This is a genomic window from Diplocloster agilis (assembly GCF_019042275.1).
GTDB lineage: Bacteria > Bacillota > Clostridia > Lachnospirales > Lachnospiraceae > Diplocloster > Diplocloster agilis.
In genome coordinates this window covers 44,869-65,723 of sequence record NZ_JAHQCW010000024.1, presented here as the reverse complement: position 1 = coordinate 65,723, position 20,855 = coordinate 44,869, and the positions used below count along the sequence as shown (strand labels likewise).

Annotated in this window: 15 protein-coding genes; 11 read left to right on the top strand and 4 right to left on the bottom strand. The window is 51.2% G+C overall.

The window, feature by feature from the left end; all coding sequences use genetic code 11:
• Window positions 1–487 precede the first annotated feature (487 nt).
• Together KTH89_RS14445 and KTH89_RS14440 are read left to right on the top strand one after the other, a co-directional pair.
• On the top strand, window positions 488–3,802 hold the full coding sequence (locus tag KTH89_RS14445; RefSeq protein ID WP_238722175.1) for a tetratricopeptide repeat protein: 3,315 nt from the start codon (window positions 488–490) through the stop codon (window positions 3,800–3,802).
• A 17-nt stretch (window positions 3,803–3,819) separates the two neighbouring features.
• On the top strand, window positions 3,820–5,523 hold the full coding sequence (locus KTH89_RS14440) for a molecular chaperone HscC (protein ID WP_238722174.1): 1,704 nt from the start codon (window positions 3,820–3,822) through the stop codon (window positions 5,521–5,523).
• A 607-nt stretch (window positions 5,524–6,130) separates the two neighbouring features.
• Here the strand turns inward: KTH89_RS14440 and KTH89_RS14435 are convergent.
• Window positions 6,131–7,300, bottom strand: a complete 1,170-nt coding sequence (locus tag KTH89_RS14435) for a metallophosphoesterase family protein (protein ID WP_238722173.1) — start codon at window positions 7,298–7,300, stop codon at window positions 6,131–6,133.
• Between the two features lie 594 nt (window positions 7,301–7,894).
• Here KTH89_RS14435 and KTH89_RS14430 point away from each other — a divergent pair.
• The 9 genes from KTH89_RS14430 to KTH89_RS14390 all read left to right on the top strand — a co-directional run bounded on the left by KTH89_RS14430 (window position 7,895) and on the right by KTH89_RS14390 (window position 17,977).
• Window positions 7,895–8,275 (top strand): prolipoprotein diacylglyceryl transferase, encoded by a 381-nt coding sequence (locus KTH89_RS14430; RefSeq protein ID WP_158347011.1) that lies wholly within the window; start codon window positions 7,895–7,897, stop codon window positions 8,273–8,275.
• A gap of 228 nt (window positions 8,276–8,503) precedes the next feature.
• The gene (locus KTH89_RS14425; RefSeq protein WP_238722172.1) at window positions 8,504–8,908 is read left to right on the top strand and encodes a PaaI family thioesterase; all 405 of its coding nucleotides are present in this window, start codon (window positions 8,504–8,506) and stop codon (window positions 8,906–8,908) included.
• A gap of 380 nt (window positions 8,909–9,288) precedes the next feature.
• On the top strand, window positions 9,289–10,185 hold the full coding sequence (locus KTH89_RS14420) for a hypothetical protein (RefSeq protein WP_238722171.1): 897 nt from the start codon (window positions 9,289–9,291) through the stop codon (window positions 10,183–10,185).
• A 211-nt stretch (window positions 10,186–10,396) separates the two neighbouring features.
• Complete coding sequence (locus KTH89_RS14415; protein ID WP_158347008.1) at window positions 10,397–11,047, top strand: ABC transporter permease; 651 nt, start codon at window positions 10,397–10,399, stop codon at window positions 11,045–11,047.
• Between the two features lie 97 nt (window positions 11,048–11,144).
• Complete coding sequence (locus KTH89_RS14410) at window positions 11,145–12,035, top strand: glycine betaine ABC transporter substrate-binding protein (RefSeq protein WP_238722170.1); 891 nt, start codon at window positions 11,145–11,147, stop codon at window positions 12,033–12,035.
• A 39-nt stretch (window positions 12,036–12,074) separates the two neighbouring features.
• The gene (locus KTH89_RS14405; protein WP_158347006.1) at window positions 12,075–12,845 is read left to right on the top strand and encodes an ABC transporter ATP-binding protein; all 771 of its coding nucleotides are present in this window, start codon (window positions 12,075–12,077) and stop codon (window positions 12,843–12,845) included.
• On the top strand, window positions 12,824–13,453 hold the full coding sequence (locus KTH89_RS14400; RefSeq protein WP_330654862.1) for an ABC transporter permease: 630 nt from the start codon (window positions 12,824–12,826) through the stop codon (window positions 13,451–13,453). Before KTH89_RS14405 ends, KTH89_RS14400 begins: the two co-directional genes overlap by 22 nt.
• A 109-nt stretch (window positions 13,454–13,562) precedes the next feature.
• Entirely contained in the window at window positions 13,563–14,744 is a 1,182-nt protein-coding gene (locus KTH89_RS14395; RefSeq protein WP_238722169.1) for a MalY/PatB family protein, read from the top strand.
• A gap of 350 nt (window positions 14,745–15,094) precedes the next feature.
• Complete coding sequence (locus KTH89_RS14390; RefSeq protein ID WP_238722168.1) at window positions 15,095–17,977, top strand: carbohydrate-binding domain-containing protein; 2,883 nt, start codon at window positions 15,095–15,097, stop codon at window positions 17,975–17,977.
• A gap of 130 nt (window positions 17,978–18,107) precedes the next feature.
• On the opposite strand, the gene KTH89_RS14385 is transcribed toward KTH89_RS14390, so the two are convergent.
• Genes KTH89_RS14385 through KTH89_RS14375 form a run of 3 tightly spaced genes read right to left on the bottom strand, consistent with a single transcriptional unit; the run spans window position 18,108 to window position 20,839 of the window.
• Complete coding sequence (locus tag KTH89_RS14385) at window positions 18,108–19,067, bottom strand: SDR family oxidoreductase (protein ID WP_238722167.1); 960 nt, start codon at window positions 19,065–19,067, stop codon at window positions 18,108–18,110.
• A gap of 39 nt (window positions 19,068–19,106) precedes the next feature.
• Window positions 19,107–19,559, bottom strand: a complete 453-nt coding sequence (locus tag KTH89_RS14380) for an aconitase X swivel domain-containing protein (protein WP_158347002.1) — start codon at window positions 19,557–19,559, stop codon at window positions 19,107–19,109.
• Entirely contained in the window at window positions 19,556–20,839 is a 1,284-nt protein-coding gene (locus KTH89_RS14375; protein ID WP_317251465.1) for an aconitase X, read from the bottom strand. The genes KTH89_RS14380 and KTH89_RS14375 overlap by 4 nt, the downstream gene beginning before the upstream one ends.
• Window positions 20,840–20,855 lie beyond the last annotated feature (16 nt).

Sequence of the window (20,855 nt, the reverse complement as noted above, 5' to 3'; positions counted from 1 at the left end):
TCTTCGCAGCCGCCCTATGCGCCCCCAGGGAGATACAAAAGAACCCGGCCACCCGGAGCGTCCCCGGATACCGCCCGCGGTTTCAACCCCTAAGCAGCGGGCACACGAAGCCTCGTGAAAGAACGCTAAGTGAGTGCGACGCCCCCGGTTCAGAGGCTCTTGCCCGTCGGACGTGAAGTCCGCCAGGTCATCCTGAACCCGGCTTCCCGATTTCACAAAGTGTATTTACAGCCGCCCTATGCGCCCCCAGGGAGATACAAAAGAACCCGGCCACCCGGAGCGTCCCCGGATACCGCCCACGGTTCCAGGCCCTAAGCAGTGGGCATACAAAGCCCCTGGAAGAACGCTAAGTCCGTTCGGCAACCCCACTCGGTTTTGCATGAAAATCCCTATTTGCACAACCGGCCCGGATAGGTTATGATAGAAAGTATATGGCAAAAAAATACATATATTAAAATATTATAGGAAAGCAATGGTGGGATAAACAATGGATGAAAAACAAGTATGGTTGGTTTTGGGCATTGAGCCCACGAAAAACGAAGAGGAAATCAAGCAGGCCTACCGGTCGAAACTGGTAAATGTAAACCCGGAGGATGACCCGGAAGGGTTCAAGCGTTTAAGGGAAGCTTACGAGCAGGCGTGCAGCCTGGCCGCGCAGGAGCCGGCGGAACAGGAAAAAGGCCCGGAAGGCCCTTTGGGAGAGTGGCTTGATAAAGTGAAGGCGGTCTATGAGACATTGTCCACGAGAATCGATCCGGAGTCATGGAAAGAGCTGTTCCGGGACGATATCTGCATGGATCTGGAAACCGGTCCGGAAGTAAGAACCGAACTGCTGAAATACTGCATGGATCATTTTCGGCTGCCGTCCCGGATCTGGATGCTGATGGATGAGCAGTTCTCTCTGATGGGCGATATGGAAGAACTAAAAGAATCCTTCCCTCTTGATTTCCTTCAGTTTGTGGAAAATAAATGTACCCAGGAGGAATGGTTCTCTTATGAATATTTCGAGGGGCCGGATGACGCGGAGTACGATGCCTATCTGAGCCTGTTTTTTGAGATCCGCCGGGATGTGGAAGAAGGGAAGTTCAGCTCTCTGGATGAATTGTTTTCCCAGGCGGAGAGCCTGGGCATTTACCATCCCTATCTGGAGGTTTCCAGGGCCGAGGCGAAGATCAAGCAGGAACATCCCCAGGAAGCAGTGGAGCTTCTGACGCCGCTTGAGGAAAAGTATCCGCAGGACTGGTGGATCGCCTATGTGACCGGCCAGGCATACTGGGAACTGGAGCGTTTCGGGGAGGCCAATGACTGCTATAAGAAAGTGCTGGAGACGGAAAAAGACCACTACACGGCACGTTTCCGCTGCGCGGAATATCTGGAGAAGACCGGGCAGTATGAAGAGGCGAAGGATAGTTTTATCGCTATTATGAACGACATTTCCGATAATCAGGATGTCCGGGCCAGGTTAAAAGAGGTAAACGAGCATCTGATTCCCCGGTTTTTTGAGGAATGCGGGGCGGAGCCGGATAACTTTGCGGTCCGCTTCAAGCTGGGCTGGTGCCTGCTCCAGAATGAGAGAAATGAGGAAGGGGTAGAGCTGCTGGCCGGGGTGACGCCGGATGCAGAAAATGAGGCGGAATATCACAGCCTGATCGGAAGATTTTATTATAATCTGTCGGAATTTGACGAGGCCAGGCAGCATTTTGAAGCGTGGATCAAAAGTATCCGGTCGGAAACACCTCAGAACGAGGAAGAGGAACAGGCATTGCCCGGCCGCTTCCTGAAAGCCTACAGTCTGCTGGCCGCGTCGGATCAGAAACTGGGAGATTCCGACCCGAAATATTACGATGAGGCGCTTACGGCTATTGACCAGGCGCTGGCCTACATAGAAGATAACGGAGCGCTTCAGCAAAAAGCGGATATCCTGCTGCATATGGAACGGTACCGGGAGAGCGTGGATATCTGTGATCAGATCCTGGAAAACGACAGCCGCTACCTGCCTGCCCTGGTAACCAGACAGGATGCCTATTTCCATCTGCGCTGCGCCCAGGAGGTTATCGATGATTTTTATAAGATCAAAGAGGTTTTCCCTTATATACCGAAGACTTACGAGCTTCCGGCCGAGGTGTTTTATATTTACCGGCAATATGACGACGTGCAGAGTATTCTGGATCAGGCCAAAGAAAACGAGACCAGCAGCCTGAAGCTGGATGTGATCCGGGGAAAGACGATGCGTATGAAAGCCGCTGAGGACGCGGAATATGTGGAAGCCCGCAACTATGACCGGGAACTGGTGCCGAAACTGCGGGCGGAGAGCGGGATGAAAGAGGAGTTAAACCAGATCCTGCGGGAAATCGTTCTGTGCTCCATGGCTCTTGGCGAGTATAAGGACGCGTTAAGTCAGGTGGAGGAGGCTATACAGTTAGAACCTTCCGTGGACAACCTCTGGCTCAAGGCGGACGTGCTCTATCGGGACAAAGACTATGAGAAGGCGCTGCTGCTCTATCAGCAGTGCCAGAAACATGTGTCGGACAATGAAAATATCTACGAGGACCTGGGGAACTGTTACCGGGATCTGGGAAAGGACGAGAAGGCAAAGGAGTGCTTTGAAAAGGTGCTGGAGATTAATCCGGAGCACCGCAGGGCCAACAGCCGTCTGGCGGACTACTATTCCGATATGTATGACGTCACGGAGGAAGAGGAGTATTTTGCACAGGCGCTTCCCTATTCCAGCCGCCAGCTGGAACTGACGCCTACGGCCTACTATTATGTAGAGAGGGGACTTCTGTATATGAGCGCCGGCCATTGGGACGAGGCCGAGGCAGATTTTAGGAAAGCGTTTGAGCTGGAGCCGGAGGATTCCTATGCTTATAATAATCTGGGCTGCGTGTATAAATATTGCTGGCGCTATGAGGAGGCCCTTGAGATGTTCCTGAAAGCGCTGGAATGCATGACGCCGGGAGAATCTACCGTATTTTACGGGAATCTGGCCGACTGTTATGAGAGGATGGGACGCTATGAGGAGGCGAAAGAGGCCTATCTGAATAATATCAAATTGTTTCCCAATAAGCCCGGGCTGCGGGAAAATCTGTCGGACATGTATTCCTCGCAGGGACATTTCCGGGAGGCCATGCAGGTGATAGAGGAAATTCTTGGGATGGAGAACAGCAACAAGGCCTACTATCTGTGTGAAATGGCGTATCTGTATGAGTATGCCGGGGATTACAAAACCGCCATCCAGTATTGCAAGAAGGCCCTGAAAGAGGATGACTCCTATGGGAAAGCCAACCGGATGATCGGACAGTATCTGTATTATTATAAGAAGAATCTGCGAAAGGCGGAAAAGTATTACACCACCGCGCTGTCCCAGTCGAAGATGGGAAGCAACGAGTATTCCATTTCCTGCCGCGCGCTGATGCAGCTGTATTCGAATAAGAAGGATTACAAGAATGCGAAAAAGTATTTTGATCTGGAAAAATCGGCCACGGTTCAGGAATACGGCTCCATAGAACACTATCTGGCGACGAAGAAGAGAAGGAACGCGCGTCTTTACATTTTAGGACAAATGTATTATTATCTGGGGGATATGGATAAGGCAGCGAAACTTTTCGGGCAGATCGGCTGCCGGGACATGTGCCGCAGCTGTAGCTGCCGGGAGTGCTGGGAATATTATATGGCGCAGGGCATCCTGCTGGAAGAAGCGGGAGAGAAAAAGAAGGCCCTGGAGTTTTACCGGAAAGCGTATGATATCGACTGCAGGGATATGGAACTGCGGTTTCGGATTGCAGGATGTGAAAATTCATAGAAAGAGATGAACGACTTATGATAATAGGAATTGACTTGGGAACGACGAACAGCCTGGCGGCCTATTTTACCGAAGAGGGACCCAAGATTATCCCGAACCGGCTGGGAAGCCACCTGACCCCATCTGTCGTCAGTGTGGATGAAAATGATACGATCTATGTGGGGGAGACAGCCAAAGAACGGCTGGCCCTCTATCCCGATACGGCGGCCAGCGTGTTCAAGCGCAGCATGGGCAGCAATAAGAAATTCCGTCTGGGCAGAAAAGAGTTTTCGGCGGAAGACCTGTCATCCTTTGTACTGCGCTCGTTAAAGGAAGACGCGGAGCATTATCTGGGTGAGCCGGTGACCGAGGCGGTGATAAGCGTCCCCGCTTACTTTAACGACGCCAGAAGGAAGGCCACGAAGCGGGCCGGAGAGCTGGCGGGACTGACGGTGGAACGTATCATCAGCGAGCCGACAGCGGCCGCTATCGCCTATGGGCTGTATGAGAAGAAACGCAACAACAAATTTCTGGTATTTGATCTGGGAGGCGGCACCTTCGATGTGTCGATCCTGGAACTGTTTGAAAACATCCTGGAGGTGCGGGCCGTGGCCGGGGACAATTTCCTTGGCGGCGAGGATTTTACGGATGTGCTGGAGAAAATGTTCCTGGAACGCCGGGAATTGAACGAGGATGAGCTGGATCTGAAAACCAGGCTGTATCTGCACAAGCAGGCGGAGGAATGTAAGGTCGGTTTCTGCAAGAACAGGACTTCCGCCATGCGCTGTGTTCTGGACGGCAAAGAGGTGGTGGAGGAATTCCGCGTCTCGGAGTACGACGAGGCCTGCCAGCCGCTCTTTGAGAAGATCCGTAAGCCGGTGAAGCGAAGCCTGTCCGACGCGGGGATCAAGCTGTCCCAGATCGATGATGTGGTACTGGTGGGGGGAGCTACGAAGCTGCCGATCGTACAGCAGTTCATCGGCCGTCTGTTCCGAAAGTTCCCGGACACCGGGATTAACCCGGACGAGGCTGTGGCTTTGGGCGCGGCGATCCAGGCGGCCATGAAGGAACGCAATAAGGCGATCCGGGAAGTGATCCTGACGGACGTGTGTTCCTTTACCCTGGGGACGGAGGTGTCGGTGAAGCAGCGCTATACCGACCGCTACGAGCGGGGACATTTCTGCCCGATCATCGAGCGGAACACGGTAATTCCGGCCAGCCGGACCGAGCGTTTCTATACAATCTATGACGATCAGACCCGGATCTCGGTTCCGGTGCTGCAAGGAGAGAGCCGGTTCGCGGACAATAATGTGCTGCTGGGTGAACTGGAACTGACCGTGCCGAAGAATAAGGCGGGGGAAGAATCCATCGATGTTACTTATACCTATGATATCAATTCCATCCTGGAGGTGGAGGTTACCATCGTGTCCACCGGGGAGACGAAGAAACAGATCATCAAAGGGGAAAATAACCAGATGACCGATGAAGAGATCGAGGAGCGCATGAAGGAGCTGGCTTTCCTGAAGATCCATCCCAGGGATCAGGAGGAGAATAAGCTGCTGCTCTTAAAGTGTGAGCGGCTCTTCGAGGAGAGCATCGGGCAGGTGCGCCAGGTCATCGAACTGGAGATCAGGCGCTTCGAGGAAGTGCTTAATACGCGGGATAACGCGAAGATCGAGAAGGCCAGGGAGGAGCTAAAAGAGACGCTCCGGGAGCTGGAGGACTTTGTGGAGGACGATTAGGGAGGCTGCCGTAGGGGGCGGTTCTTCCTCGGGTTTGGGTGCGCCCGCAGGGGATGGCTTTGGCCGGCGGACCGTAGGTTCTTCCTCTGGGTTTGGGTACGCCCGCTGCTTAAGGCAGGAATGCGTATCGGTGTCCCGGGATGCTCCGGGCTGCCGGATTCATTTGTGTCTCCCCGGGAGAGCGGAGGGCTTGCGCTGGCACCCGCTAAGTGAAATTGAAAAGCCGGGTTCAGGAACCGAGCCTATTCACCAGGAACACGTGATGTGTTCCCGGTTCAGAGGCTCTTGCCCGTCGGACGTGAAGTCCGCCGTGCATCCTGAACCCGGCTTTTCAATTTCACTAAGCGGGTGCTCAGCCGCCCTATGCTCTCCCGGGGAGACACAAATGACTCCGGCAGCCCGGAGTATCCCGGGACACCGATACGCATTCCTGCCTTAAGCAGCGGGCATACCCAAACCCGAGGAAGAACCTACGGTCCGCCGGCCAAAGCCATCCCCTGCGGGCACACCCAAACCCGGGGAAGAAGCTTTTTTGGTGATGCGGGAGGTGGCGGGTGGGGGGATTCCGTAGGAAAGGGCTCTTATGGAATAGAAGTTCTCCGGGGGATTATTGGGGGAGGGGGAAGCGGTAGTAGGCCCGGGGGTATTTTGTGCCGGTTTGGATGGATTTTGTGGTTATTTCTATGGTTTCTTCGGTTATGTTTAGGTCGAGGATGGTTCCGTCTTTCCAGTCGGATGGAATAAGGGGTTCGTTTGTTTTTAGGTCTGTGGGACGGACGCTGCCGGTGTTGATGTATATCCGGCTTCCGGCGGACTCGTGTTCTGCGCAGCCGGCCGGTATGTTGGGGGAAAGATGTGTGTGGCCTGATAGGTATATGAATTTTTTCTGAGCATCCAGGATTTTTTGGAGGGCGTTGTCTTTGGTTAGGTAGGGGTGAGCTGTCTTTGGCTTGCGCTGGGGGTTGTGGGCGAGGAGAGGCGCGTGGCACATTATGATTCCAAGTTCATTTTTTGTTCTGTCCGACAGCTGCTGTTCCAGAAATGTTAGCTGTCTTTCTTTTTGAAATGTCAGTTTTCGCCAGTGGGTGGCTGCGCTTAGACCGATGATTTTTAAGGGGCCGGTATATACGGCATATGCGCCGCTGGGGTCTTGGTTCCAGTTCAAGCCGTATTCTTTTGCTCTTTGCATTAGGTGGTCCTGGAAGGAGGGGTAGCCGCTTAGTCCTTCTGATATCCGGGGAACGGGGGATATGGGATAGTCGTGATTTCCTGCCACCGGTAGTACCGGTGTGCCGGGCAGCGTTTCCTGGATACAGTGTGAGAGCATTTCAAATTGATCCGGCAGGCCGTCGTTCACCAGGTCTCCTATTAGAAGGAGAAGATCTGCATGTGAAGCTCGGAGCAGCGCCTGGCGTATTTTGCCTGGGTGGTTCGTTAGATGCAGATCGCTTATGACGCAGAGGGAGGTTTTCTTTTTTAGGAAAGACGAGCGGTAAGGTGTGGGGATGGGGGCGAGGAATTCTTCCCGGCGGCATAGGTCGGGCATTATGGCCCGGGCCAGTACGTGAGTGGCTTCCGGGGGAATGGAGCGTTTTCCTGTCAGGTGGAAGATTCCCTGCCCGGAGGGGGTAAGGGGGATAATGGCAAGAGGGGACCAGCCTTCTATGGGGGCCGTTTCATCAGCCCAGTATAGTGTGGCGGCCAGCCCTCCTTTTGCTTTTATTATAAAGGTGCTGTCCGCGCAGCCTGGTGTCTGGAATGTGACTGTAAGATTCATTTGGAACACCTCCTTATCAGAAAGGTTTTAAAGGAAATTTGGTAGGAAATAGTCGGTAAGTGGCGGGAAAATGATGGGAAAGTAGTGTGGTTCCTGTTTTTGTTACTTTAAAAATGGTTTGTTATTAGATGGTGTGTATTTTATTATATTTTGAGGCTTTGGGGGCTTTTCTTTCCTTTTTGGGTTTTGAAATGGAAGTTTTTATGGCTATGAGCACTTGCGGCTGTTTTAAGCCGCTTACGTGCGATGCGTGAAAATTAGTCGGCGAGGTTTTTTTCGAGCGCCACTATTTTTTGTTGTTATATTATAAGATTTGTTTTGTGTCTGGCAGGAAAGGTTCGGGGATGGGAAACCGCTCGTGATGCGTAATGAGTGGTTTTTGTTCTTTATTTGGAAGAAAATGTTAATAATTTCTTATAAAATGATCAGAAAATCATAAGGAAATAATCACATTTTGGGCACAGAATGGACACAATCATCCGGTATGATAGGGTCTATCAAATCGAAAGGAGGGTAGGAACACTACTGTAAATATCTACTGTAAACAAAATGGAACTGGATTTTTGACAGAAATGAAAGACAGGAGAGTGTATTATGAAAAAATTTAAAGGATTTAGAATTTTAGTTGTTACAATGATGTTGGTATTATCGATCGGACTGCTGGCCGGATGCGGAACAAAGGATGACGAGAAAAACGCGGCGCCTGCCGGGAACAACACGGAAGCTACCACAGACGATACGGCTAAGAAAGATGATGCCAATGTAACTCCCGCACCGGAAGATACTGCAAATCCGGAAGGAACTGCCGCACCTGACGCTCAGGACGCGGACGCAACCCCGAATCCTGCTGATGGGGAAGCGGCAAACGGCACAGAGCCTGCAGATACATCCAAACCGGCGGATTCTAACAGCGCAAGCGGAGCCGGAGAGGCCAACGGAGCGCAGGATCAGCCTTCTTCAGACGAGGCAGAATAACAACAGATACTTAACATAAATGATTACAATTTGGGACATGTCCATTTCAGTTTGGGACATGTCCATTTTGTTGTCCATTTTGTTGTTCATTTTGCTTGTTTCCGCTGTTTCCACTCTGTTTCCGCCGGTCCCTTATGTCTTGATCTTACGCGTATTTTGGGATAGAATGGATACGGTAAATTTGTGAATAAATAGTCAAGGAATAGAGGAAAGAAAGGCAGAGGCGACATGGAATTTGAAAAATTGTATGAATTGAGAAAGGATCCGACGGAATTTGCCATTCAAATGGGCTTTCGGACGGTGGAAATCAGGAAAGGATATGCCAGAGGAGAACTGGAAATCACGGAACAGCACAGGAATTCCCTGGGGACGGTTCACGGCGGCTGCATTTTCGCTATAGCAGATACCAATGGTGCTACGGCGGCCATGACCTGTGGTCATTACTGTACGACGGTGAACGGTGACATCCATTTCCTGCGGCCGGCCAGAAATACCAAGAAACTGATCGTTGAGGCAAGGGAAGCGAAGGCTGGCAAGACAATTTCCGTCTATGATATTGAAGTGTCGGACGACGAGGGACGGCTGATCGCAAAAGGGTTGTTTTCCTATTATACACTGGAACAGATGATTTAGAAAATGCGGACCGTTTGATAGACGTTTCAACTTTTTCACCTCCTCACAGATAAGATGCGCAAATTCGGATTCTCTTACAACAATTTTAAATGATTCATATCCGGAAGGCAATCGCAGCCGCCGATCATCATGTATGACAGGCAGCCATTATTTGACAACCCCCGGTATGACAATCGCAACATAAAAAATAAGATTGCTGCCCATACTTTTAAATAGGAAATGATTCATTGTTGAGCAGCGAATGCTGCGAACCCGCCCGAAGGGCATGTATTGATGGGATACTGTTAAGTATTCATTGTTGAGCAGCGAATGCTGCGAACCCGCCCGAAGGGCATGTATTGATGGGATATTGTTAAGTATAGAATCTGGAGCGTAGGAAAATGGAAAAGAAACGGAAGCAATATTTTAAAGGATGGTACATCAAAATTCAAAACGGTAATACCGGGCTGGCATTGATACCGGGAATCTGCATGACGGCGAAGGGGCAGGGAAAGGCGTTCATTCAGGTCTTTTATGAAAATAAGACCTATTTTATACGGTATCCGCTGGATCAGGTATGGATGCTGCCCAACGGCTTCGGCATGCGCATCGGGGAAAATATTTTTACGAAGGATGGGATGAAAATCCGGATACACAGCGGTAAGCTGGAATTAAGCGGACATTTTACCTTTTATGATTTCAGAAAACCGGCGTATCCGATCATGGGCCCGCTTACCCTGCTGGCCAAACAGATGGAATGTAACCATCAGATCGTCAGTATGGCCCACCGGGTAGACGGTGTTCTGAAGGCTGCGGGAAGGAAACAGACCATAAAAGATGGAATCGGCTATATCGAGGGAGACAGTGGCTGCCGGTTTCCGCGGGAGTATCTGTGGATCCACACCTTTGAAAATCCGAAGTACAGTGCGTTCGGCAGAAACAGAAGCATAACGGCAGCTATCGCGGATATTCCGGTGGGACGTATGAGTTTCCGGGGCTGTTTTGCCCTGATCAGCAATGGGAAACAGGAAATACGGCTGGCATCGTACAAAGGGGCCCGGGTTCTCTATCGCGATGAAAAAGGATTCGCTATCGCACAGGGAAAATATCTGCTGTGCGGAAGGATACCTGACAGCGGCCAGGGGGCGCAAACGCTCATGGCCCCGGACACGAATGGGATGGGCAGGAAAATCAGGGAAAATCTCTCCGGCAGCGTGGAGCTTGATTTATTTATACACGGGCGCAGAGTGCTGTCGTCACTCTATCCTAAGGCTAGTTATGAATTAGAAATGCGGTAACCGGAAAGCTTTGCTATATCACGATAGTATCTTTTGGAATGGTAGGTTTCTCAAATGTGTCTACTTTACAAAAAGTTGTTTATGACTTATCATAACTCCAAGAGCTGAATTGTAAAAAACTGTCTAAAATTGGGCTTTTGTGTTAGAATGTGTGTACTTTACATTTGCAGGAAAGGATTGTGCAAGAAATCCGGAAGGCTGTGAGATACCTATGATGGAAAAGATAATGGAATACTTTATGAATAATATGGACAGCTATCTTCTGGCGGTGCGGCAGCATATTTGGGTCAGTTTACTGTCTGTGGCCTGCGCGCTGTTGATCGGTGTTCCATTTGGTATTCTGAGCACAAAAAATGACAGGGCATATCAGCTGGTGACCAGCGTGTTCAATACGTTTCGGATTGTGCCAAGCCTGGCGGTATTAATATTGCTAATACCTGTGATGGGAACGGGTGTAAAACCGGCGGTAGTGGCGCTTGTCCTGCTGGCGATCCCGCCGATTCTGATCAATACGGCTCTGGCCTACCGCTCTGTTCCGGACTCGGTCGTGGAGTCTGCCAGAGGGATGGGGATGTCTGACGGGCAGCTTTTCTGGAAGGTGCGGATTCCGCTGTCGCTGCCTTTTATATTTACGGGCCTTAAGACGGCGGCGGTGGAAGTGATCGCCAGCGCAACCCTGGCCACTTATATTGGAGGCGGAGGCCTGGGTACGATTATATTCACCGGATTGGGATTGAACCGGACGGACCTGCTGCTGATCGGCGGTCTATCGGTGGCGGTGCTGGCGATATTGGTCAGCGGTATCCTGAATCTGCTGGACAGGAGAATCTTAAGATATACACATCTGGGAACCTCTCAGTAATGATAATCACCATACCTTCGCGTGTATGCGAAAATAGGTTCCGTGAAACTGGTTTTTCAGAATTAAGGGCGCAGTCTATGCGCCAGAGGAGGAAAAAATGAAGAGACTTATGAAGAAAATGGTTTTGCTTTGCATTGCAGGAGTATTGCTTACCGGGATGTTAGCCGGCTGCGGTGGGAAAAAGACGGAGGCGATCCGGGTTGGGACCAAAGATTTTACGGAAAACCTGATCGTGGGCGAGATTTATGCGCTGGCGCTTGAGGACGCGGGATATGAGGTGGAACGCATCTTTGATATCGCCGGAAGTGTTGTGCATACTTCTATAACCAACAATGAAATCGACCTGTATCCGGAATATACGGGGACCGGGCTGCTGACGATTTTACAGCTGCCCATGATTACGGATGCACAGCAGGTGTACGATACCGTAAAAGAAGAATATAAGAAGAAATATGACTTGGTTTGGCTTGATTATGCCCAGGCAAACGACGGGGAAGGCATCGTGATCCGCACGGATGTGGCCGAGAAGCTGGGAATCAGCACCCTGTCCGATCTTCAGAAGCACGCGCCCGAGATCCGTTTTGTGTCCCAGGGGGATTTTGACCAGCGGGAAGATGGGCTGATGGCTTTGGAACAGGTATACGGCCCCTTTGACTGGAAGTCGTCCACCGTCTATGACGGCGGTTTGAGATACTCCGTCCTTTCCAATAACGAAGGAGACGCGGCGCCGGCCTACACTACAGAAGGACCGCTGGTAAAACCGGAATTTACACTGCTGGAAGATGACAAGCATGTATGGCCGCCTTATAATCTGGCTCCGGTGGTACGGCAGGATCTTCTGGATAAATATCCGGATGTGGCGGACATCCTCAACAAAATCAGCGCCGGTCTGGATACGGAGACAGTGACGGAACTGAATGCGGCGGTGGATGTGGATAAGCGGGAATATGAAGAAGTGGCCAAGGAATATTACGATTCCCTGAAATAAATTACAAACGATGCAGACGCGGTAAAATGGAGGCACAGTGTGAGCATATCCATAGAATTTAACGATGTAAGCAAGAAGTTTCAAAATACTTCGGAATACGCCGTGGATCACATCAGCTTTTCGGTAACTCACGGGGAGCTGATCACGATCCTGGGGTCATCCGGCTGCGGAAAGACTACCCTGTTAAAGATGATCAACCGGCTGTACGAACCGGACAGCGGGGTGATCCGGTTTTTTGGTGAGGATATCAGCCGGAACGATCCGGTGGAATTCCGCCGGAAGATCGGCTACGTGATCCAGCAGGTGGGTTTATTTCCCCACATGACCATAGAAAAAAACATAGCCACGGTTCCCAGAATCCTGAAATGGGACAAGGATAAAATCCGCAGCAGAACCGACGAATTGCTGATTCTCGTGGGCCTTGACCCGGAAGAGTACCGGAAGAGATACCCGTCCCAGCTGTCCGGCGGCCAGCAGCAGAGAGTGGGGTTAGCCAGAGCGCTGGCGGCAGATCCGGAGCTGATGCTTCTGGATGAACCTTTTGGCGCCATCGATGCCATCACAAGGTTAAAACTTCAGGATGAGCTGCTTAAGATCCATCAGGCGTCCCGCAAGACTTTTTTATTCGTGACTCACGATATCAATGAAGCATTTAAGCTTGGCAGCCGGGTATTGATTATGGACAGCGGAAAAATCCAGCAGTTTGATACTCCCAGGAATATCGTTACTAATCCTGCCAATGCCTTTGTGGAATCCCTGATCGACTCGGTCAGGCAGCAGGAACTGTTATGGAAGGAAACCACCTCATGATAGAATACCTGATAAAATACCATGGAAAGCTGGAAAAGGCTCTGTATCAGCATCTGGAGATCGTGCTGCTGACATTGGTTATCTCCATACTGGTGGCAGCGGTGCTGACGGTACTGCTGTTACAGTTCAAACGTCTTTCCGGGTTTGTCATTCATTTGTTTGAGATGATCTACTGTATACCGAGCCTGGCGCTGTTCGCCATCATGATTCCGCTGACCGGCCTTGGGAAAACGACAGCGGTGATTGTTCTGGTGGTATATAATCAGTATCTGCTGCTGCGGAATTTTCTGGACGGCCTGTATCATGTAGATCCGGCCGTTGTGGAAGCGGCCACCGGCATGGGAATGAGCCCGAATCAGATTCTTCTGCAGGTCCGCCTGCCCCTGGCCCGAAAAGCCATCTTCGCGGGTATCCACCTGGCGGTGGTGTCTACGATCGGAATCGCGACCATTGCCGCGACGATCAACGCGGGAGGAATCGGGAGCATCCTGTTTGACGGGCTGAGAACTTTGAATACGGTGAAGATCGTCTGGGGCGCCGTCATGGCCGCCGGACTGGCGGTTGTGGTGAACTGGATCTTAAATGCGGTGGAAAAAAAGATAGGATAATACAAAAGGGGACATGTCCATTTCGGTCTGGGACATGTCCATTCCAGTTTGGACATGTCCCAAACCGAAATGGACATGTCCCCTTTTACTTAAATAGGAGTGACGCGAGATGAAGTATGATTTTGATGAAGTGATAGACAGAAGGGGAACTTACAGTATAAAATGGGATTCCGGCGAGCAGCTGATCCGTAAGGGACTGGCGGTCCGGGTGGACGATGACACGATTCCGCTGTTTACGGCGGATATGGATCTGGCCTGCCCGCAGCCGGTTCTGGAAGCGCTTCGCCGGGTGGTGGATCACCGGATATTCGGGTATTCGGACTGTACGGTAGTTCCGGAATATTACGAGGCGGTTATAAGCTGGTTTCATCGCCGATATGGCTGGCAGATAGAAAAGGATGAGATCCTGTATGTCAATGGAACCGTGGAAGCACTCCAGATCGCGGTGGAAGCCTTCACGCAGGAGGGAGACGGAATTATAATTCAGCGCCCGGTATACGGCCCTTTTTCCGGTACGATTGACAATACACACAGAAAGCTTATCAATAATCAGCTGCTTGAACATGAGGGCTATTATACGATCAACTATGAAGATCTGGAACAAAAGGCGCGGGATCCGCAGAATAAAATGATGTTTCTTTGCAGTCCGCATAATCCGGTTGGCCGTGTCTGGACACCGGAGGAGCTGCGAAAGATTGCCGGTATCTGCAGGAAGAATGATGTCCTTTTGGTGGTGGATGAGATTCATGGAGATATCATCCGCAAGGACGTAAGGTTCTATCCTATGGCTGCCGTAGCGGATACGGATCCCATGATAATCTGTACTGCGGTTAATAAAACCTTTAATCTGGCAGGTCTGCAGTGCTCAAATATTATTATAAAAGATCCGGAGCTTAGGGAGACATTCCGCGCCCACGCCGGGTACAGAGCGCCGACGCCCTTTGCCATAGCTGCCTTGATCGCCGCGTACCAGGAATGCGATGACTGGGTGGGCCAGATGAACGATTACATCGACGGGAATATCCAGTGGGTGTTGGATTTCCTGAAGGAGAGGATGCCCAAAGTTAAGTGCGCGCGTCCGGAAGGAACCTATATCCTCTGGATGGATTTTCGCGGGTACGGGCTGCCGGCTGAAGAGATCAGGGACCGCATCTATAACCGGGCTAACGTAATCCTGGAGGCGGGCAGCGTTTTTGATCCGGAGTACGCAGAAGGATACGAGCGGGTCTGCCTGGGAACTCGCAGGTCGCTGATACAGGAGGCTTTTGAAAGGATCGCCCGGCAGTTTTAATGGTTACAATATTTGCTGCCTTGCATGGGTGGATCTGATCAGGTCAGGGAAACGGAGAAAATGTATTTACCATTTTTTGTAAAATTATCTTGAAAAAAGGGCGGTCGTTTGATAAAATAGGCAAATATTATTGGACGATGGAAAGAGCTGACAGTTGTGGTATCAGGATACAGACTTTGCACAGGACTGTCTGCATCTGTAATTGGCCATCAGGTGTTAAATCTTATTTGCAATAGAGGTTTAAGTTGTAATTTTGAAGGGTGTAACCTGTCCATTGTTCTATAAGAGGCGGGGGACACCCTTTTAGGATCGCCAATAGGGAAGAATGAAAAATCTGAAAGGATAAGAGAATGGGAAAAACGAAAAAAAGACTGCTGGCCCTGGCGCTGACAGCGGCCGTGTCCATAACGCTGCTGCCGGGAACGGTATATGCGGAAGAAACAGAGGGCGAACAAAGGACTACAGACCCGTGTGTGATCACGGAGGGATGCATGCTGGAGAACAGCCATGAGGGGGAGTGCCGGACAGCGCCGATTAACGGGGAAAATTCATCCCTAATGGCAGGCGGCCAACAAGAAGCTGCTTTTGACAGCTCTATATCGTTGGATATTTATTCTTCTGATGCGGGGGATGGATATACTTGGAATCATGTTTCCCGTACCCTTACTCTAGCGGGATTGGATCTTCACACAGATAATACATCGCTGTCTCTTCCGGACAAGGCGACGATCGTTTTAACGGACGGAACCCAGAACACGATCACTAACACTCAGGGAGATGGTATTTCGTGCTCCGGTGATATGACGATAACAGGCGGAGGTTCCCTTGATATTACCAGCGCACGAAATGGAATATTCGGCGGCGTTACGATAAAGGGCGACAGTACGTTAAAAATTCATGCGGGGGATTCCGGTATTTACGTTTTTGATGATAAAGAGCTCTCTATATCGGAAAACGCGGTTCTTGATATTACAGCACAGAAACATGGCCTGTCGACTTCCATTTATATTCCCGTTACGATATCCGGAAGTCCTACGGTAACGATTTCGGCAGGGGAGGATGGAATTTTATGCGGCGATGTCATCCAGATTCTAGGCGGTACCATAGACATCACCGCTGTCAACAACGGAATGTATGCTGACTGGGGCGAGCTTCTCATCGAAAACTGTACGAAGCTTTCGGTAACCTCTGAAAACAACGGGATTTATTCCGCTGTCGATATGACGATAAAAAACACTCCTTTAGACATGAAAACAAAAGGATGCGGTCTAAGCGCGGAAAATGATCTGAAACTGATAGATATAGCGCAGGGAGAATTCTATGCCCATGAGCATGGTGAGGCGGTGGAGGCGGAACACGTCATTTTGGATAACTCTCAGATAACGGTGGAAGGTGAGGGACGCGGGATCAGCTGTTTTGGCAGCGATGGCAGCGTTTCGTTCACAAACGGTTCCGATGTCGGTATCCGGACTACACAGGCCGGTGTAATTTCAAAGCTCATATTGGGGAATGGCTGCGCACTGGAGCTTTCAGGAGAAACTTCATCGGCAATAACTCAAAGCAGCGTATGGACCATAGACCAGGGAGCTTCCCTGACGAACCGCGGCAGCCTTTCTAACAAAGGCACCCTAACAGGTGCGGGCAGTTTCCGAAACGGCGGGGTTTTTATACAAGAACCGGAGGGCGCATTTTCTCTTACCGGCCAGCTTCAGAGCGAACCGGGAAGTAAAGTATTTATATCGGGAGCGGAGGAAGAACTTGAAAACAGGCTGTCCCAGCTTGGGACGGTTTACCGGATATGCAAGGATATCCTCGATTACACACAAGAAACACCGCCTGCGGACGGGGATGGATATGCATGGGATCAGGAAACAAAAACGCTTACGCTGTCCGGTTTCAAGATGGATCTCTCTTCTCTGAACGAAGGCGAAACGGCGATACATCTTCCGGAGGGAGCAAAAATAAAACTTATATCCGGAACTGATAATACAATAATAGTAAATGGCAATGAGGAAAAAGCCCTTCGTTCTGAAGGTGGTCTGCTTATCTATGGTGGCGGCTCGCTTTTCATAAACAATCAAAAGGGAATTGCCGTGGATGCCGGCAATGAGCTTACAATCGCAAACAGCGCCGTGACAATCAGTTCCCCGTTTGGAATTGCGGCACAGTCGCTCAACGTATCCTACGCGCAGCTGATGGTGATGGCGACAGAAGGGCCCTCTGTTTCTGCGAGCGCCGGTATTCGAATCAAAGACTCCAGGCTGGGGCTTTACAGCCTTGGGGATACGGTGGTTCGGGTTCTGAAGTCGGATTTAGGACCGGATGCTATAAATATGAAAGGTCTGCCGGACAACATGACGGTATCGGAAGTGGGTGGAGTCTATATTATTACGGACCAGGACGCAAACGCGATTCAAACGCTGGAATTGTCCGATTATAAATTAGGCCATGTAATTATTTTTGAAAGTAATTGCGGTATAGAGGTGCCAACTGCGCTGGTGGAACATAATGGAAGCGGAAAACAGCCCGAATTGTCAAGAGACGGTTACACTCTGACCGGGTGGTACGCGACGAAGGACTTTTCAGGCAGCCGCTATGATTTTGCAGCCCCGGTCACGCAGGATCTGACTCTCTATGCAAAGTGGGAGAAGACCGTTTATGAGGTAACGGTACTGACCGACGGAAATGGCACGGCTTACCCCTCGCACTCCCAAGCCCCGGAAGGAACGGAAATTACTTTAACTGCCGCAGCGAATGAAGGTTTCCGATTTAAAGAATGGCAAGTCGTGTCCGGAGGTGCGGCTGTCATAGGAAATAAGTTCATCATGCCTGCCGGGAATGTTACCGTGAAGGCAATATTTGAAAAAGACAGCATCATCCCTCCGGACCATACGCATAGCTGCAGTACCGGTTGGAAGTCGGATGCCGCATATCATTGGCATGAATGTACTTGCGGGGAAAGGATCGACATGGCCGCCCATACCTTTGGCGATTGGACGGTGACGAAGGCGGCCGGGGCTAACGAGGCAGGCAGCCGGGAAAAAAGCTGTACGGTCTGCGGATACAAAGTAACTGAGACGATCCCGGCCACGGGCGGCGGACCGGATTTGAAGGCGGGCAGCCCGCAGACGGGTGATAACGGCAATATGGAGCTTTGGATCGGTCTGCTTATCCTGGCAGGCGCGGGTCTGACAGGTACTTTGGTTTATACTCGGAAAAAGAAATACAGCTGAGGGGACTTTCACGTGTTTGAGTATGCCCGCTGCTAGAGGCAGGGCACAGAGATAGTATAAAAGCCAGGTTCAGAAACCGAGCCTATTCACCGGAAACACATCATGTGTTCCTGGTGAATAGGCTCTTTATTTATATACCGGAAGAATCGGTAACAGTGATACCATATTCCGCCAGGCAATGTTTCAGGCCGCAGGCCGAATCAGAGAACCGGATTCCAAACGAAGTAATTTTGCTGTTGTCGATCATAAGATTTCTGGGCCGATTCATGAACCGTGTACTGTCCGGCAGCAGCAGATCCCTGCGATTCCCGCATCCGAGCACGTCCATCCATTTTTGTACGGTTTCCAATGTGCTGAATTCATTTGCGCTGCCAAAATTATAAACGCCGCCCGGTATAAAGAGAGCCTTCCTAAGCCCGGTTACCACCTCATGGACCCAGGTGATTCCCCGGAAATCATAGACGGGAAGCGTAAGCTTCTCATCCCGGATCAGGGCGTTCAGAAGCTGAAGCAGCAGATTCTGATGCGTCCGCTTCCCCAATGCCGGCAGATCATACATCCAGGTCAGACGCAGACAGACCGTGTCCGGCAGCAGAGAGAAAAGCTCCTGCTCCGCCCGCAGCTTGCTGATTCCATAGACATTGGTGGGAGCCGCGGCTTCTTCTTCCCGGTTGGGGGCCGTTTCGCCGCTGTTATGGTAAATCTGGTCGGAACTCATAAAAATCAACCGGGCCGCGTTTGCCTTACAAGCCTCGGCCAGATACAGCGGTCCCATGACATTTACCTGTTCACAAAGAGACGGATGTTCTTCACAGAATCCTACATCCGACAGGGCAGCGCAGTGAAGCACAAAGTCCGGCCGCAGTTCCTTCACGACATCCGCGACTTCCTGACGGTTCGTAATATCCAGCCGGGAATGCCCGATCCGGTATACCGTACAGAGTTTGTGCAAATCATCTGCCAGGCGGGAGCCGAGGAATCCGTCGGCTCCGGTAACCATGATTTTTGTGTTCCGGTCTATGTTATGGGAAACCTCATGGTCCCTGTAGAAATTTTCCTGCAATTCTTTATCGTTCTTTAATTCTGTCATAAAACCTCCCGGAGACATCCGACTTCTCATTTATTTCCTTCAACCCTGCGATTCCACAGTAACCGTGCCGTCTTCTTCCACCGTAATTTTCATCCCTGAGTTTACATAATCTAAAAATTCTTCCCCCAGGTTATCCACGGTGGGCATGGACTGGTCCGTCCACACATCCGCCAGGATAGCGCCGGCGGCGGCCAGAGAATCGATCGGTTTGGAAAAAAGCAGGCAGGCCGGCTGCCGGTGCATGGAGGCAGCCGTATATAAAACCATGCCGCCGGTGGTGGAACCGATGGTCTGAGGCAGGCACAGAGCTTTGCCGGCCATCTGTTTCCCGTTCAGATCGGGATTATTCTGATCCGAACAGGTAGCGTTCTTATCTCCGAACATGAGACTCTTCTGAAAACTGGCCAGTGTGTTAAATCCCGCGTGGGTGACCAGAGCCTCAGCGGTAACCCGGCCCGGAACTACCGGACGGCCTTTGAATGTCTTTTTCATAAGCTGCCTCCTTTCGATAGGTAAGAGAGTATCTGTTCATCCCGGAAATACCGGGCGCTGGTATAGGTGCGAAGCTTATTGGAACTGGTGATAACCGGCATTTTCCCGCACATCGGATTGTTCATGTACATCAATGGGCAAATATAGCTTAAGACAACGCCGGCCTCCCTCAAACGGGCGGCTTCCGGCGTGGCGGTAAACTTCTTAAGCACAGCCGGGGACGTAGTCATCACGGTCGGGACCGCTACCTTACTGCGGCCTGCCTGCCGAAGGGATTCCGGCAGCGCCTTGCTCCAGTGAACCAGCTGTTCGTAGGATAAATGCGGACATCCGATGAAACAGAGCTTCGGAGCGGCGGACGGATCTTTCCAGATACAGGGATATTCCCGCTGCACCCGTTCCAACTCCGCGTCGTCAATCACATACGTTTTGGCATCGGCTTTGATCAGGGAGCTGCCTAAGCGGACGGCCTCCGGGGTCAGGTTTTCAATGTGATACAGCCCGACCGCTCCGTTGGAAGCGGTGGCGGCGCCCATATCCTTCAGATAATCTCTGGCATCCTGATTCAATTCGGCGCCAAGCCAATGGTCCAATCCTTTGATGTAAGGGACATCCTCCATCACTTTCATACCGATGGCGCTGCCCAGGACCTGGGCCTCCGGTTTCTTAGAGGTTCGGATCTCCACGATCCAGTCCGCCTGCCTGCCCTCGTCGGTCAGCAGGCCGAAATACGGAACCCGTCCGGCGATACTGCCGAACAGCTCGATGATACCGGAGTTCCGGTTGCACCTGGCTCCCAGGACGCTGTTGGCGTAGACCACGGCGCTGCTCTCCGCCCAGGAGAGGATCTCCCCTTCTTTGGGCGTATTGCCCACCTCGTCAAAATAACAGGCGCAGGTGAAAGGATCATTGTCCAGAAGGCCCAGCTGTGTCAGCTGCCCTTCGTACATCTCCTGTTTGGAGTACATGATCTTAAAAAATAGTTTTTGTATCAGGTTCGCCGGAACATTTTTATCCAGCGGACGGGGATCGATGCTGAATTGCTGCTTGGACAGTGCGCCGCCTTTGATTAGTTCGTCCATCAGGCCGTACACCGGGTCCAGAACGGACAGGCCGAAGCTGGTGACCAGATGGCCGTATTTACCTGTGACAGGAACCATTTTGGATGCGCCGAAAGTTTCGCCGTACATGACCAGGGTTTTCATCACCTTGGCCATGGCTTCTCCCTGGCGGCCGTCCAGCATTTCCTGTTCTTCCGTCGTTAACTGCATGGATGCCATGAGCATTCTCCTTTCT